The following is a 13,203-nucleotide window of genomic DNA, read 5'->3' on the forward strand; positions in this document are numbered from 1 at the left end:
CTCGTGGCCGCGCCCACCCCCGCACCCCCTTCGCCCCGCCGCACCCTGCTCGGACGGCTCTCCCTCCCCGAGCGGAACTACCTCGCGGAGGCCCTGCGCACCGAGACCGTGGGCGGCGTGATCCTGTTGGTCGCCGCGGTTGCCGCGCTGATGTGGGCGAACACCTTCGGCTCCGGCTACGACTCGGTCAGCAACTTCCACTTCGGGCCGGATTCACTGGGCCTCAACCTCTCCGTGGCGCACTGGGCGGCTGACGGGCTGCTCGCGATCTTCTTCTTCGTCGCAGGCGTCGAACTCAAGCGGGAACTGGTCGCGGGCGAACTGCGCGACCCCAGGGCGGCCGCCCTCCCGGTCGTCGCCGCGCTGTGCGGAATGGCGGTTCCGGCCGTCGTCTACACGCTGGTGAACGTGGTCGGCGGAGGTTCGACGGACGGCTGGGCCGTCCCCACCGCCACCGACATCGCCTTCGCGCTCGCCGTCCTCGCGGTCATCGGCACCTCGCTGCCGAACGCGCTGCGCGCCTTCCTGCTGACCCTCGCCGTCGTCGACGACCTCTTCGCGATCCTGATCATCGCGGTCTTCTTCACCGAGAAGATCAACTTCATGGCGCTGATCGGCGCCTTCATCGGCCTGGCCGTCTTCTATCTGCTGCTGCGCAGGAACGTGCGCGGCTGGTACATCTACATACCGCTCGCCCTGGTCATCTGGGGCCTGATGTACAACAGCGGCATCCACGCCACGATCGCCGGTGTCGCCATGGGTCTGATGCTCCGCTGCACCCGGCGGGACGGCGAGAGCCACTCGCCCGGCGAGCACATCGAGCACCTGATCCGCCCGCTGTCGGCCGGTTTCGCCGTGCCGCTGTTCGCCCTCTTCTCGGCCGGGGTCTCCCTCTCCGGCGGCGCGCTGGCGGACGTCTTCACCCGGCCCGAGACGCTCGGTGTCGTCCTGGGCCTCGTCGTCGGCAAGACCGTGGGCATCTTCGGCGGTACGTGGCTGGCCACCCGGTTCACCAAGGCGGAGCTGAACAAAGACCTGGCCTGGGCCGATGTCTTCGCGGTCGCCTCACTCGCCGGCATCGGCTTCACCGTCTCGCTGCTCATCGGCGAACTGGCCTTCGCCGGCGACGCGGAAACGATCAACGAGATCAAGGCCGCCGTGCTGATCGGCTCCCTGACGGCCGCCGTGTTCTCCGGTGTACTGCTCAAACTCCGGGTACGCAGGCACCGGGAGCTGCACGAGGCGGAGGAGCTCGACGAGGACCAGGACGGGGTGCCCGACATCTACGAACAGGGCGACCCGGCGTACCACCTGCGGATGGCCGCGATCCACGAGAAGAAGGCGGCCGAGCACCGCCGCCTTGCCCAACTGGCGGGGGCGGCGAGCAACGAGCCGGACAGTCCGGCATGATCTGACACCAGATGTGTTCAGCAGCAGGACTGGAGAGGGAGTCAGGGATGAGCGACCCCGGCAACAACGCGGGCAGCGCCGACCGCAGTCTCGGGCAGCTGGTCGCCTCGGCGACGGCGGAGATGTCCGCACTGGTGCACGACGAGATCGCCCTGGCCAAGGCAGAGGTGCGGCAGGACGTCAAGCGCGGCGCCATCGGCAGTGTGGCGTTCATCGTCGCGGGCGTGCTGGCTCTGTTCGCGGTCCCCGTGCTGAGCTTCGGAGCCGCCTACTGGATCCACACCACGGGACTTGGCCTCGCCTGGTGCTTCGGGATCGTGGGTCTCGCCTTCATCGTGGTGGCGGGACTGCTCGCGCTGTTCGCCGTCGCCAAGATCAAGAAGGTCAAGCCGCCGGAGAAGTCCATCGCCTCGGCGAAGCAGACGGCGGCCGTGCTGCAGGGCGTCAAGCCGCACCCGCGGCCCGCCGTCACGGCGGGGACGAGCCTTCCGGCCGCCTCGGGCAGCACACTGACGGGCAAGGCCATGGAGAAGGCTCCGGTCCAGGACAAGGCCTCCACTGTGGCACGCTCGTCCACATGACGGTCCCCGATTCCAGCGCATTCGGCCCGGTAGGCCCCGTAGGCCCGGAAGGTCAGGCAACCCCTGCGGACAGGGGCGACCGGGCGGGCTCAGGCAGCCCGGCAGGCTCGGACAGCACCTCGGGCCCTGCAAACTCACCCGCCTCACCAGACTCGACCAGCCTGGCCACCCCGACCGACGCACCCGACTCGACCGGCCCGGCCACCCCGACCGACGCACCTGCCCCGGCCGACTCGACCGACGCGCCCGTCCCGGCTGGTCCGACCGACGCACCCGTCCCGGCCGGCACCGGCGGGCCTGTGCGGATCGACGGGCCCTGGACCCACCGGGACGTGGCGGCCAACGGCGCCCGTTTCCACATCGCCGAGCTCGGCGAGGGGCCGCTGGTGCTGCTGCTGCACGGCTTCCCGCAGTTCTGGTGGACCTGGCGCCACCAGCTCACCGCGCTGGCCGACGCCGGCTTCCGGGCCGTGGCGATGGACCTGCGCGGGGTCGGCGGCAGCGACCGTACGCCCCGGGGTTACGACCCCGCCAACCTGGCGCTCGACATCACCGGCGTGATCCGCTCGCTGGGCGAACCGGACGCGGCCCTGGTCGGCCACGACATGGGCGGCTACCTCGCCTGGACCGCCGCGGTGATGCGTCCGAAGCTGGTGCGCCGCCTCGTGGTCTCCTCGATGCCGCATCCGCGCCGGTGGCGTTCCTCGATGCTCTCCGACTTCGCGCAGTCCCGGGCGGGCTCGTACGTCTGGGGCTTCCAGCGGCCGTGGGTGCCGGAACGTCAGCTCGTCGCGGACGACGCGGCGTTGGTCGGCCGGCTGATCCACGAATGGGCGGGCCCCCGGACCCCGGAGTTCCCCGACGACGCGACGGTGGACGTCTACCGGCGCGCGATGTGCATCCCGTCGACGGCGCACTGCTCGATCGAGCCGTACCGCTGGATGGTGCGGTCCCTCGCCCGTCCGGACGGAATCCAGTTCAACCGGCGGATGAAACTGCCGGTGCGGGTACCGACTCTGCATCTGCATGGTTCACTCGATCCGGCGATCCGTACCCGAAGCGCGGCGGGGTCCGGCGAGTACGTCGAAGCTCCCTACCGTTGGCGACTTTTCGACGGTCTGGGGCACTTCCCCCACGAGGAGGACCCGGACGGGTTCTCGGCCGAACTCATCAACTGGCTCAAGGATCCGGAGCCCGACCGGTAGCCGCAGGGGCACAGTTGTCCGTCGAACGGCCAATTGCCCGGCGCATAGGCCAATTGGCTGACGGATGGGCGGTTACCGACCATGAGGCACGGGCAGACGTCCCGGTATGGGCTGGACGCACGACTTCGGTGACGCAGCACGCAACCGCCGCTCGACCGCCACGGCGAGTCCGAGCACTCATGAGGGGGGCGGCCCCCAGGGCCGGGTGCACGATATGCGGGTTCTGCACGACCCCCGGCTCGGTATTCCGCGCATTCTGCGCCGCAGGGCCCGCTGGGTCTCGGCGCGACTGCGCCATCCACGCGGATGATTTCCGCCCCGGTCGGCCGGTGAAGACTCACCGGCCGGGCGGGACTTCACCACACTTCTCCCGGCCTCGACGGGCCGCGCCGCGCCCGGGTCCTGTCCGACCCGGACCGGCGCTCAGCAGGCGCTCGGGGTGCGCTCCGCAGGCGTCGACAGGCGCTCGGTGCACACACCGCAGGCGTCGACAGGCGCTCAGAGCGCGCACACCTGGCTGTCGACCTGCTGGTTGGCAGCGCGGCCGCGTGCAATGTCCTGGCGGATCTCGTCGGCCGTCAACGCGTACCCGGTGTCGGGATCGTCGAGCGACTTGGCGAACACGACGCCGTACACCTCGCCCGCCGGGGTAAGCAGCGGTCCGCCGGAGTTGCCCTGACGGACCGTCGCGTAGAGCGAGTACACATCGCGGTGGACGGTGCCCCGGTGGTAGATATCCGGGCCGCCCGCGTTGATACGGCCCCGGACCCGCGCCGCCCGTACGTCGTACGAGCCGTTCTCCGGGAACCCCGCGACGATGGCGCTGTGCCCCGTCCGGGCGTCGCTGTCGGGGCCTGCGAACCGCAGCGGCTTCGCGTCCAGGTCCGGTACGTCGAGCACGGCGATGTCGCGCCGCCAGTCGTACAGGACGACCTTCGCGTCGTACACCCGGCCCTGGCCGCCGATCTGGACGGTCGGCTCGTCGACGCCTCCGACGACGTGCGCGTTGGTCATCACCCGGCGGTCGGAGAAGACGAAGCCGGTGCCTTCGAGGACCTTGCCGCACCCCGGGGCCGTGCCGACGACCTTGACGATGGACTTCTTGGCGCGGGCCGCGACGGGGCTGCCCACCAGCGCCGGGTCCGGGGCCTTGACCTCGGTGATCGGCTCGTTGGCGAACGGGCTGAAGACCTGCGGGAAGCCGTTCTGCGCGAGGACCGAGGAGAAGTCCGTGAACCAGGTGGAGGCCTGCGTGGGCATCACCCGGGAGATGCCGAGCAGGACCGAGGAGCTGCGGACCTCCTTGCCCAGCGTCGGCAGTGTGGTGCCGGCCAGCGCGGAGCCGATCAGCCAGGCGACCAGCAGCATCGCGACGACATTGACCAGGGCGCCGCCGGTGGCGTCGAGGGCGCGCGCGGGCGACCAGGTGATGTACCGGCGGAGCTTGTTGCCCAGGTGGGTGGTGAATGCCTGGCCCACCGAGGCGCAGACGATCACGATGACGACGGCGACGACGGCAGCCGTCGACGAGACCTCGGAGCCGTCCGTCAGCTGGTCCCACAGGATCGGCAGCAGATAGACGGCGACAAGGCCGCCGCCCAGGAAACCGATCACCGACAGGATGCCGACGACGAACCCCTGTCGGTAGCCGATGACCGCGAACCACACGGCGCCGGCCAGCAGCAGGATGTCCAGCACGTTCACCGTCTATAGCCTCGCAGATTCGTCACCGGGCCCGTTCCTTCTGCCGGCTCCGGGCGGGGCCGGACAGCGCAGCACGGGAGTCAGACTGTCATGCGCGCCAGTCGAGCGGCACCTGCTTGGCCCTGTCCCAGGTGCGCTCCCAGCCCGCGAAGTGCAGGATCCGGTCGATCACCCCGGCGGTGAAACCCCAGACCAGGGCGGATTCGACCAGAAATGCCGGACCCCGGTGACCGCTCGGGTGGACCGCGGTCGCGCGGTTGGCCGGATCCGTGAGATCCGCCACGGGAACGGTGAAGACCCGGGCCGTCTCACCCGGATCGACGACGCCGACCGGACTCGGCGAGCGCCACCAGCCGAGGACCGGCGTCACGACGAAGCCGCTCACGGGGATGTAGAGCCGGGGCAGCACACCGAAGAGCTGGACCCCTCGCGGATCGAGACCGGTCTCTTCCCGGGCCTCCCGCAGCGCGGCCCTGAGCGGCCCCGTCGTCGCCTGGTCGCCGTCCTCCGGGTCCAGGGAGCCGCCGGGGAAGGACGGCTGCCCGGCATGGGAACGCAGGCTTCCGGATCGCTCCATGAGGAGCAGCTCGGGGCCGCGCTCGCCCTCGCCGAACAGTACGAGCACGGCGGACTGCCGCCCGGCACCGCTCTCCGGCGGCAGGAAGCGGCTGAGCTGGTCGGGCTCGATGGTCCGCGCGGCACTGGCCACGGGGTCGAGCCAGGCGGGCAGCCCCTCGGTCGTGACGGTGATCGCGGCGTCCTCATCGGCGGCGGCCATGGCCGCCGCGACCGCCGCCGCGGGGCTGACCGCCGCGGGGCCTTCCACTGCCCGGTTTCCCACTGCCGGGTTTCCCGCGACGGATGCGGCGGGTCTTGCGGCTGCGGGGCCGGTCACCGCCCGGTCCGCTGCCGCGGGAGCGGCTGCCGTGTCCGTGCTCTGTCTGTGCGTCTTCATAGGCACCCCTCGTTTCACAACGCCTGTCATCACGCATTTCGTTCCGGCCGCTCCGGTCACCCCTGCCGTTCCGGCCGTCCCGGCCGCCCTGCGGCCGGTGCCGGGCGTCAGCCCGCTCCGAGGGCCGGAGCGGGCTTGCCCGGGTAGTCGGCGGGCGGGCTCAGCCGCTGGCCCGGCTGACCGCCCATCTCGTACTTCAGCAGCTTCCTGGCCTTCTCGGGGTCCGTCTCGCCCTCGCCGTACGCTGGGCAGAGCGGGGCGATCGGGCAGGCGCCGCAGGCGGGCCTACGGGCATGGCAGATGCGGCGGCCGTGGAAGACGACCCGGTGCGAGAGCATCGTCCACTCGCTCTTGGGGAAGATCGTGGCGATCTCGGCCTCGACCTTCTCCGGGTCCTCCTGCTCGGTCCACTTCCAGCGGCGGACCAGACGGCCGAAGTGCGTGTCGACGGTGATCCCGGGGACGCCGAACGCATTTCCGAGAACGACGTTGGCGGTCTTGCGGCCGACCCCCGGCAGCTTGACGAGATCGGCGAGCCGGCCCGGTACCTCACCGCCGTGGTTATCCCTGAGCGCCACGGAGAGGCCTATCAGCGACTTGGTCTTGGCCCGGAAGAATCCGGTCGGCCGGATGAGCTCCTCCATCTCCTCGGGTACGGCGGCGGCCATGTCCTCGGGGGTGGGGTAGGCGGCGAAGAGCGCGGGAGTGGTCTGGTTGACCCTCAGATCGGTGGTCTGGGCGGAGAGGACCGTGGCGACCAGGAGCTCGAAAGGGTTACGGAAATCCAGCTCGGGGTGGGCGTACGGGTACAGCTCGGCGAGCTCGCGGTTGATCTTGCGGGCGCGGCGCACCATCGCCAGACGCGACTCCGGCTTCCATCCCGACCCTGCCGCAGGCTTCACCGCCGCCTTCACGGCCGGCTTTCGTGCCGACTTCCCCACCGGTCTCTCCACCGGCGTCCCCACTGACTTCCTCGCGAGGCGTTTTGTCGCTTTTTCCGGGCGAATCGCACCCTGTTCGCCCACAGCGGAATCACGGCCTTCCGACACCCCATCAGCCCCCTTGGCCTGCGCTCTCACCGGCGATTTGGACACCCGGCCAGCCTAGAGCCACGCGCTGACATCTGGGCCCGTCACCGTGTATCCGCCCCCAATCGGCCCCCTGCCGCACGATTGGGCACGCCCGTGCGTCAAACTGGTTTGTGATCGATCGCACTGTTTTACCGTCCGGCATGATGGGGACCACGGTTCCCTGAACAGGCCGACAAGGAGAGAACTCGTGGACGACGTTCTGCGGCGCGCCCCGCTTTTCGCGGCGCTCGATGATGAGCAGGCCGCGGAGCTCCGCGCCTCGATGAGTGAGGTGACCCTCGCACGCGGCGACGCGCTCTTCCACGAGGGCGACCCGGGCGACCGCCTCTACGTGGTCACCGAGGGCAAGGTGAAGCTCCACCGCACCTCCCCCGACGGGCGCGAGAACATGCTGGCGGTCCTCGGCCCCGGCGAGCTGATCGGTGAGCTGTCGCTCTTCGACCCGGGCCCCCGCACCGCCACCGCGACCGCGCTGACCGAGGTCAAGCTCCTCGGCCTCGGCCACGGCGACCTCCAGCCCTGGCTGAACGCCCGCCCGGAGGTGGCCACGGCCCTGCTGCGCGCCGTCGCCCGCCGCCTGCGCAAGACCAACGACCAGATGTCCGACCTGGTCTTCTCCGACGTACCGGGCCGCGTCGCCCGCGCCCTTCTCGACCTGTCGCGCCGCTTCGGCGTCCAGTCCGAGGAAGGCATCCACGTCGTCCACGACCTGACGCAGGAAGAGCTGGCCCAGCTGGTCGGCGCCTCCCGCGAGACGGTCAACAAGGCACTCGCCGACTTCGCCGGACGCGGCTGGCTGCGCCTGGAGGCGCGCGCCGTGATCCTGCTGGACGTGGAGCGCCTGGCCAAGCGGTCCCGCTAGCCGGACCGGGGCCCCGGCCTCATCGGTACCCGTACGCAAGGCCCCGCCACCACCCGGCGGAGCCTTGCCGCGTTTCCGCCCCGCCCGCGGACGGCGGCCCGAGGCACTGAATCCCGAGGCCCAGGATGAGGACGGCGGCCCGAGGCCCTAGATGAGCCCGTGCTCGCCCAGGTACTCCAGCTGGGCCAGTACCGAGAGTTCCGCGGCGGGCCACAGGGACCGGTCCACGTCCGCGTACACCTGCGCCACCACCGCCGACGCCGTCCGGTGCCCGGCCTCGACCGCCGTCTCCACCTGGGCCAGCCGGTGTGCCCGGTGCGCGAGGTAGAACTCGACCGCGCCCTGCGCGTCGTCCAGCACCGGACCGTGCCCCGGCAGCACCGTGTGCACGCCGTCGTCGACGGTCAGCGAGCGCAGTCTCCGCAGCGAGTCGAGGTAGTCGCCGAGCCGCCCGTCCGGATGCGCGACGACCGTGGTGCCGCGCCCGAGGATCGTGTCCCCCGTCAGCACCGCCCGGTCGGCGGGCAGATGGAAGGAGAGCGAGTCCGCGGTGTGCCCGGGGGTCGGTACGACGCGGAGTTCCAGACCGCCGGTGGTGATCACGTCGCCCGCGGTCAGCCCCTCGTCGCCCAGCCGCAGCGCCGGGTCCAGGGCGCGCACCTTCGTACGGGTCAGCTCGGCGAACCGCGCCGCGCCCTCCGCGTGGTCGGGGTGCCCATGGGTGAGGAGGGTGAGCGCGATCCGGCGGCCGGCCCGCTCCGCGGCGTCGACGACGGCCCGCAGATGCGTGTCGTCCAGCGGGCCCGGGTCGATGACGACCGCGAGGTCCGAGTCGGGCTCGGCGACGATCCAGGTATTGGTGCCGTCCAGCGTCATCGGCGAGGCGTTGGGGGCGAGGACGTTGACGGCTCGGGCCGTGGCGGGGCCGGACAGGACCACGCCGCGCGGCTGTCCGGGCAGCGCTGCCGCATTGCTCATATGGATCCGCCTCCCGCGCCACCGGAGCCATCGCCGGATCTGCTCCCGGATCCGCTCCCGGGACCGCCACCGGAGCCAGCACCGGGACCACCGCCAGTACCGCCATCGGAGCCGTCACCGGGCCCGTCACCCACCGGCCCGCTCGGGATGTGCTTGGTGAACTCGTCGTGTCCCGGCCAGCTCAGCACCAACTCGCCGCCCTCCAGCCTCGCCTGTGCCAGCACCGGCGTGAGGTCCTGGGAATCCGCCGCCTTCAGGGCCTCGACGGCCGTCCCGTACGGCCTCAGCGCCCGCAGCGTCGACACGGTCGGCGGCATCATCAGCAGCTCGCCCCGGTCGTACCCGTCGGCCGCCTCGCCCGGCTCGATCCACACCGTGCGGTCGGCCTCCGTGGAGGCGTTGCGGGTGCGCTGGCCCTCGGGGAGCGCGGCGACGAAGAACCAGGTGTCGTAGCGGCGGGGCTCGAACTCCGGGGTGATCCAGCGCGCCCACGCGCCCAGCAGGTCCGAGCGCAGCACCAGACCGCGCCGGTCCAGGAACTCGGCGAAGGACAGCTCCCGGGCGACCAGCGCCTCGCGGTCGGCCTCCCAGTCGGCACCGGTGGTGTCGCTGACCACCGTGTCGGCGCTCGGCCCCGCGAGAAGGACGCCCGCCTCCTCGTACGTCTCCCGGACCGCCGCGCAGACGATGGCCTGGGCCTCGGCCGGGGTGCCGACGCCGAGCCGCTCGGCCCAGCTCTCCAGCGCGGGTCCGGCCCAGCCGACGAGCCGGTCGTCGTCGCGCGGGTCGACCCCGCCACCCGGATAGGCGTACGCCCCACCGGCAAAAGCCATGGAGGCCCGGCGGCGCAGCATGTGGACGGCGGGACCGCCCTCGGTGTCAGCGGCGGAATCCCGGAGCAGCATCACGGTGGCGGCCCGCTTCGGGGCCGCGGCGCTCAGCTCACCTGCGGCGAGTGCCCGGATCCGGTCGGGCCATTCCGGTGGGTACCACTGACCATTGGACATGGCCGGAGGCTATCCGGAACCGCGCCGATGTTCGAGAGGTGCAGTGATCCGTACATGCCCCGTACACAGATGATCCCGCCCGGTCATCGCGACCGGACGGGATCGAAAATAATCCGAACAGGACCAGAGAAGATCCGACCGGGACCGAAGAAGATCCGGACGGGATCAGAAAGGGTTGCGAAGGGAACGTACGGCTCAGGCCCCGACCAGCTCGACCTGGACCTCGACCTCCACCGGAGCGTCCAGCGGCAGCACCGCGACGCCCACCGCGCTGCGCGCGTGCACACCCTTGTCGCCGAGCACCGCGCCCAGCAGCTCGCTGGCGCCGTTGATCACGGCGGGCTGGCCGGTGAAGTCGGACGCCGAGGCGACGAAGCCCACGACCTTCACCACACGTGCGATACGGTCCAGGTCGCCCGCGACGGACTTCACGGCGGCCAGCGCGTTGAGCGCGCAGGTCTTCGCCAGCTCCTTCGCCTCGTCGGGCGTGACCTCGGCACCGACCTTGCCGGTGACCGCGAGCTTGCCGTCCACCATCGGCAACTGGCCGGAGGTGTACACGTACACCCCCGACTGCACGGCCGGCTGGTACGAGGCCAGCGGCGGCACGACGTCCGGCAGCGTCAGCCCGAGCTCGGCGAGCTTCGCCTCTACGGCGCCCGCCACTACGCCTTCTCCCGCTTCAGGTAGGCCACGAGCTGCTCGGGGTTGTTCGGGCCGGGAACGACCTGGACCAGCTCCCAGCCGTCCTCGCCCCAGGTGTCCAGAATCTGCTTGGTCGCGTGCACGAGAAGGGGCACCGTCGCGTATTCCCACTTGGTCATGGGCCCGACTGTAACGCCTGTGTAATCCCTGGCACGCGCAGCCTCGTGCGTAGCCTGCGGTGTGACTGGTTAGGCTCGAATACGTGAGCAGGTTCCAGGTCGTCAGCGGCAAGGGCGGTACCGGTAAGACCACGGTTGCCGCCGCTCTCGCGCTCGCCCTCGCGACCGAGGGCAGGCGCACCCTTCTCGTGGAGGTCGAGGGCAGGCAGGGCATCGCCCAGGTCTTCGAGACGGAGCCCCTTCCGTACGAGGAGCGCAAGATCGCCGTCGCGCCGGGCGGCGGCGAGGTGTACGCCCTCGCGATCGACGCCGAGCGCGCCCTGCTCGACTACCTCCAGATGTTCTACAAGCTGGGCAGCGCGGGCCGGGCGCTCAAGAAGCTCGGCGCGATCGACTTCGCCACCACGATCGCGCCCGGTGTGCGGGACGTACTGCTGACCGGTAAGGCCTGCGAAGCCGTACGCCGCAAGGACAAGCAGAACCGGTACGTCTACGACTACGTGATCATGGACGCGCCGCCCACCGGACGCATCACCCGCTTCCTCAATGTGAACGACGAGGTGGCGGGGCTGGCCCGGATCGGCCCGATACACAATCAGGCACAGGCCGTGATGCGGGTGCTGAAGTCCCCCGAGACCGCCGTCCATCTGGTGACGCTGCTGGAGGAGATGCCGGTCCAGGAGACCGCGGACGGCATCGCCGAGCTGCGCGACGCCGAACTGCCGGTGGGCCGGGTCATCGTGAACATGGTGCGGCCCCATCTGCTGGACGAGGACACCCTGCGCACCGCCGCGGGCGGCCGCCGCAAGGAGATCGCCAAGGCGCTGACCCGGGCCGGAGTGACCGGCTCCGCGGGGCTCGTGCGCCCGCTGGTCGAGCAGGCGGCCGAGCACGCGCAGCGGGTCGAGCTGGAGCGCGAACAGCGTGCCGTGCTCGCCGGCCTGGAGCTGCCCGGGTACGAACTCCCGCTGATCGGCGAGGGAATGGACCCGGCCGGTCTCTACGACCTGGCGACCGAGCTCCGCAAGCAGGGCGTGGGCGAAGGGGCGGGACAAGGGGTGGGGACATGACACAGCGCACGGGAACAGCCACGACGGGCACGGCCGGGGCGACGGAGAACGGCTCCTCCCCGGACCTGGCGAAGGACCCTTCGGAGGGGCCCGCGAAGGACACCTCGGCCGGGCCGGCGGAGGACCTCCCCTCCCCCACGCCCGCGCTGGACACCGACGCACTGCTCGACGACCCCGGCATCCGGATCGTCGTCTGCTGCGGTTCGGGCGGCGTAGGCAAGACCACGACCGCGGCGGCTCTCGGCGTACGGGCGGCCGAGCGCGGGCGCAAGGTCGTCGTCCTCACCATCGACCCGGCCCGCCGGCTCGCCCAGTCCATGGGCATCGACTCGCTGGACAACGTCCCGCGCCGGGTGCCGGGCATCAAGACCGCGGCAGAGGGCGAGAACGCCGGGGAACTGCACGCCATGATGCTCGACATGAAGCGGACCTTCGACGAGATCGTCGAGGCGCACGCGGACGCCGAGCGGGCCCACGCGATCCTGGAGAACCCCTTCTACCAGTCCCTGTCGGCCGGTTTCGCGGGCACGCAGGAGTACATGGCGATGGAGAAGCTCGGGCAGCTGCGCGCACGCGACGAGTGGGACCTGATCATCGTCGACACCCCTCCGTCGCGCTCAGCCCTGGACTTCCTGGACGCGCCGAAACGGCTCGGCTCGTTCCTGGACGGAAAGTTCATCAAGCTGCTGATGGCCCCGGCGAAGATGGGCGGCCGGGCCGGGATGAAGTTCCTGAACGTCGGCATGTCGATGATGACCGGCACCCTCGGCAAGCTGCTCGGCGGTCAGTTCCTGCGCGACGTACAGACCTTCGTGGCAGCGATGGACACCATGTTCGGCGGCTTCCGTACCCGGGCCGACGCCACGTACAAGCTGCTGCAGGCGCCCGGTACGGCGTTCCTGGTCGTCGCGACTCCGGAGCGGGACGCGCTGCGCGAGGCGGCGTACTTCGTGGAACGGCTGGCCGCGGAGGAGATGCCGCTGGCCGGTCTGGTGCTCAACCGGGTCCACGGCAGCGATGCCGCCCGGCTCTCCGCCGAGCACGCCCTGGCCGCCGCAGAAAATCTTGACGGGGTCGGCATTGTGGATCAGACGACCGGGAAGGCTGGACTTCGTGACCGGGCCGACCACTCGGTCGCTCCCGACTCCCCCGAAGTCGTTGCCATGCCCGGTTCCGCACCGGACGCCGCCCCCGACGTAACGCCCGACAACTCCGAGCGCGAGGACACCGCCGAGCAGAAGAACACCGAGGACCACGAACCGACCGCTTCGGACCGCGTGCCGACCGCTTCCGTCGAGGAGCTGACCGCGGGTCTGTTGCGGCTGCATGCTGAACGGATGCAGGTGGTCGCGCGCGAACAGCGCACACGTGACCGCTTCACCGCGCTGCACCCCGAGGTCGCCGTGGCCGAAGTGGCCGCGCTGCCCGGTGACGTACATGATCTCGAAGGGCTCAGGGCCATCGGAGACCGGCTCGCGACCGGTTCCACCCCGGCCGGAGCTGCGTAGCAACCCGC

At 71.0% G+C, this 13,203-nt stretch carries 14 protein-coding genes; 7 read left to right on the top strand and 7 right to left on the bottom strand.

All coding sequences use genetic code 11. From position 1 onward, the window contains the following. The first annotated feature begins 3 nt into the window (after positions 1-3). The 4 genes from nhaA to ABZ622_RS13995 all read left to right on the top strand — a co-directional run bounded on the left by nhaA (position 4) and on the right by ABZ622_RS13995 (position 3,506). A complete protein-coding gene (gene nhaA, locus ABZ622_RS13980; RefSeq protein ID WP_360542758.1) occupies positions 4-1,410 on the top strand; it encodes a Na+/H+ antiporter NhaA in 1,407 nt (468 codons plus the stop codon). A gap of 47 nt (positions 1,411-1,457) precedes the next feature. Next, complete coding sequence (locus tag ABZ622_RS13985; RefSeq protein ID WP_360542760.1) at positions 1,458-1,991, top strand: phage holin family protein; 534 nt, start codon at positions 1,458-1,460, stop codon at positions 1,989-1,991. Between the two features lie 161 nt (positions 1,992-2,152). Next, a complete protein-coding gene (locus tag ABZ622_RS13990) occupies positions 2,153-3,196 on the top strand; it encodes an alpha/beta hydrolase (protein ID WP_360542975.1) in 1,044 nt (347 codons plus the stop codon). A 106-nt stretch (positions 3,197-3,302) separates the two neighbouring features. Beyond that, complete coding sequence (locus tag ABZ622_RS13995; protein WP_266915029.1) at positions 3,303-3,506, top strand: hypothetical protein; 204 nt, start codon at positions 3,303-3,305, stop codon at positions 3,504-3,506. Between the two features lie 188 nt (positions 3,507-3,694). On the opposite strand, the gene ABZ622_RS14000 is transcribed toward ABZ622_RS13995, so the two are convergent. The 3 genes from ABZ622_RS14000 to nth all read right to left on the bottom strand — a co-directional run bounded on the left by ABZ622_RS14000 (position 3,695) and on the right by nth (position 6,769). Beyond that, the gene (locus tag ABZ622_RS14000) at positions 3,695-4,900 is read right to left on the bottom strand and encodes a MarP family serine protease (protein WP_360542762.1); all 1,206 of its coding nucleotides are present in this window, start codon (positions 4,898-4,900) and stop codon (positions 3,695-3,697) included. An 88-nt stretch (positions 4,901-4,988) separates the two neighbouring features. Further along, the gene (locus ABZ622_RS14005; RefSeq protein WP_360542977.1) at positions 4,989-5,678 is read right to left on the bottom strand and encodes a CoA pyrophosphatase; all 690 of its coding nucleotides are present in this window, start codon (positions 5,676-5,678) and stop codon (positions 4,989-4,991) included. Positions 5,679-5,962: 284 nt separating this feature from the next. Next, positions 5,963-6,769: an endonuclease III gene (gene nth / locus ABZ622_RS14010; protein ID WP_360542979.1), complete on the bottom strand. Its 807-nt coding sequence runs from the start codon at positions 6,767-6,769 to the stop codon at positions 5,963-5,965. Positions 6,770-7,133: 364 nt separating this feature from the next. On the opposite strand from nth, the gene ABZ622_RS14015 reads away from it, so the two are divergent. Further along, positions 7,134-7,808: a Crp/Fnr family transcriptional regulator gene (locus ABZ622_RS14015; protein WP_014046869.1), complete on the top strand. Its 675-nt coding sequence runs from the start codon at positions 7,134-7,136 to the stop codon at positions 7,806-7,808. Between the two features lie 147 nt (positions 7,809-7,955). Here ABZ622_RS14015 and ABZ622_RS14020 read toward each other — a convergent pair whose 3' ends face one another. The 4 genes from ABZ622_RS14020 to ABZ622_RS14035 form a co-directional block, all read right to left on the bottom strand. Then, the gene (locus tag ABZ622_RS14020) at positions 7,956-8,786 is read right to left on the bottom strand and encodes an MBL fold metallo-hydrolase (protein ID WP_360542764.1); all 831 of its coding nucleotides are present in this window, start codon (positions 8,784-8,786) and stop codon (positions 7,956-7,958) included. Then, complete coding sequence (locus tag ABZ622_RS14025) at positions 8,783-9,793, bottom strand: NUDIX hydrolase (protein ID WP_360542766.1); 1,011 nt, start codon at positions 9,791-9,793, stop codon at positions 8,783-8,785. The genes ABZ622_RS14020 and ABZ622_RS14025 overlap by 4 nt, the downstream gene beginning before the upstream one ends. Before the next feature lie 195 nt (positions 9,794-9,988). Beyond that, on the bottom strand, positions 9,989-10,459 hold the full coding sequence (locus ABZ622_RS14030; protein ID WP_114245273.1) for a RidA family protein: 471 nt from the start codon (positions 10,457-10,459) through the stop codon (positions 9,989-9,991). Further along, complete coding sequence (locus tag ABZ622_RS14035) at positions 10,459-10,617, bottom strand: DUF4177 domain-containing protein (RefSeq protein ID WP_003967454.1); 159 nt, start codon at positions 10,615-10,617, stop codon at positions 10,459-10,461. Before ABZ622_RS14035 ends, ABZ622_RS14030 begins: the two co-directional genes overlap by 1 nt. An 83-nt stretch (positions 10,618-10,700) precedes the next feature. Here ABZ622_RS14035 and ABZ622_RS14040 point away from each other — a divergent pair, with 83 nt between their 5' ends. Continuing rightward, positions 10,701-11,687, top strand: coding sequence for an ArsA-related P-loop ATPase (locus tag ABZ622_RS14040; protein WP_124719561.1), 987 nt, complete (start codon positions 10,701-10,703; stop codon positions 11,685-11,687). Then, positions 11,684-13,195, top strand: coding sequence for an ArsA family ATPase (locus tag ABZ622_RS14045; protein ID WP_360542769.1), 1,512 nt, complete (start codon positions 11,684-11,686; stop codon positions 13,193-13,195). Before ABZ622_RS14040 ends, ABZ622_RS14045 begins: the two co-directional genes overlap by 4 nt. Positions 13,196-13,203: the final 8 nt, after the last annotated feature.

This window comes from Streptomyces sp. NPDC007164 (assembly GCF_040634135.1).
Lineage (GTDB): Bacteria > Actinomycetota > Actinomycetes > Streptomycetales > Streptomycetaceae > Streptomyces > Streptomyces sanglieri.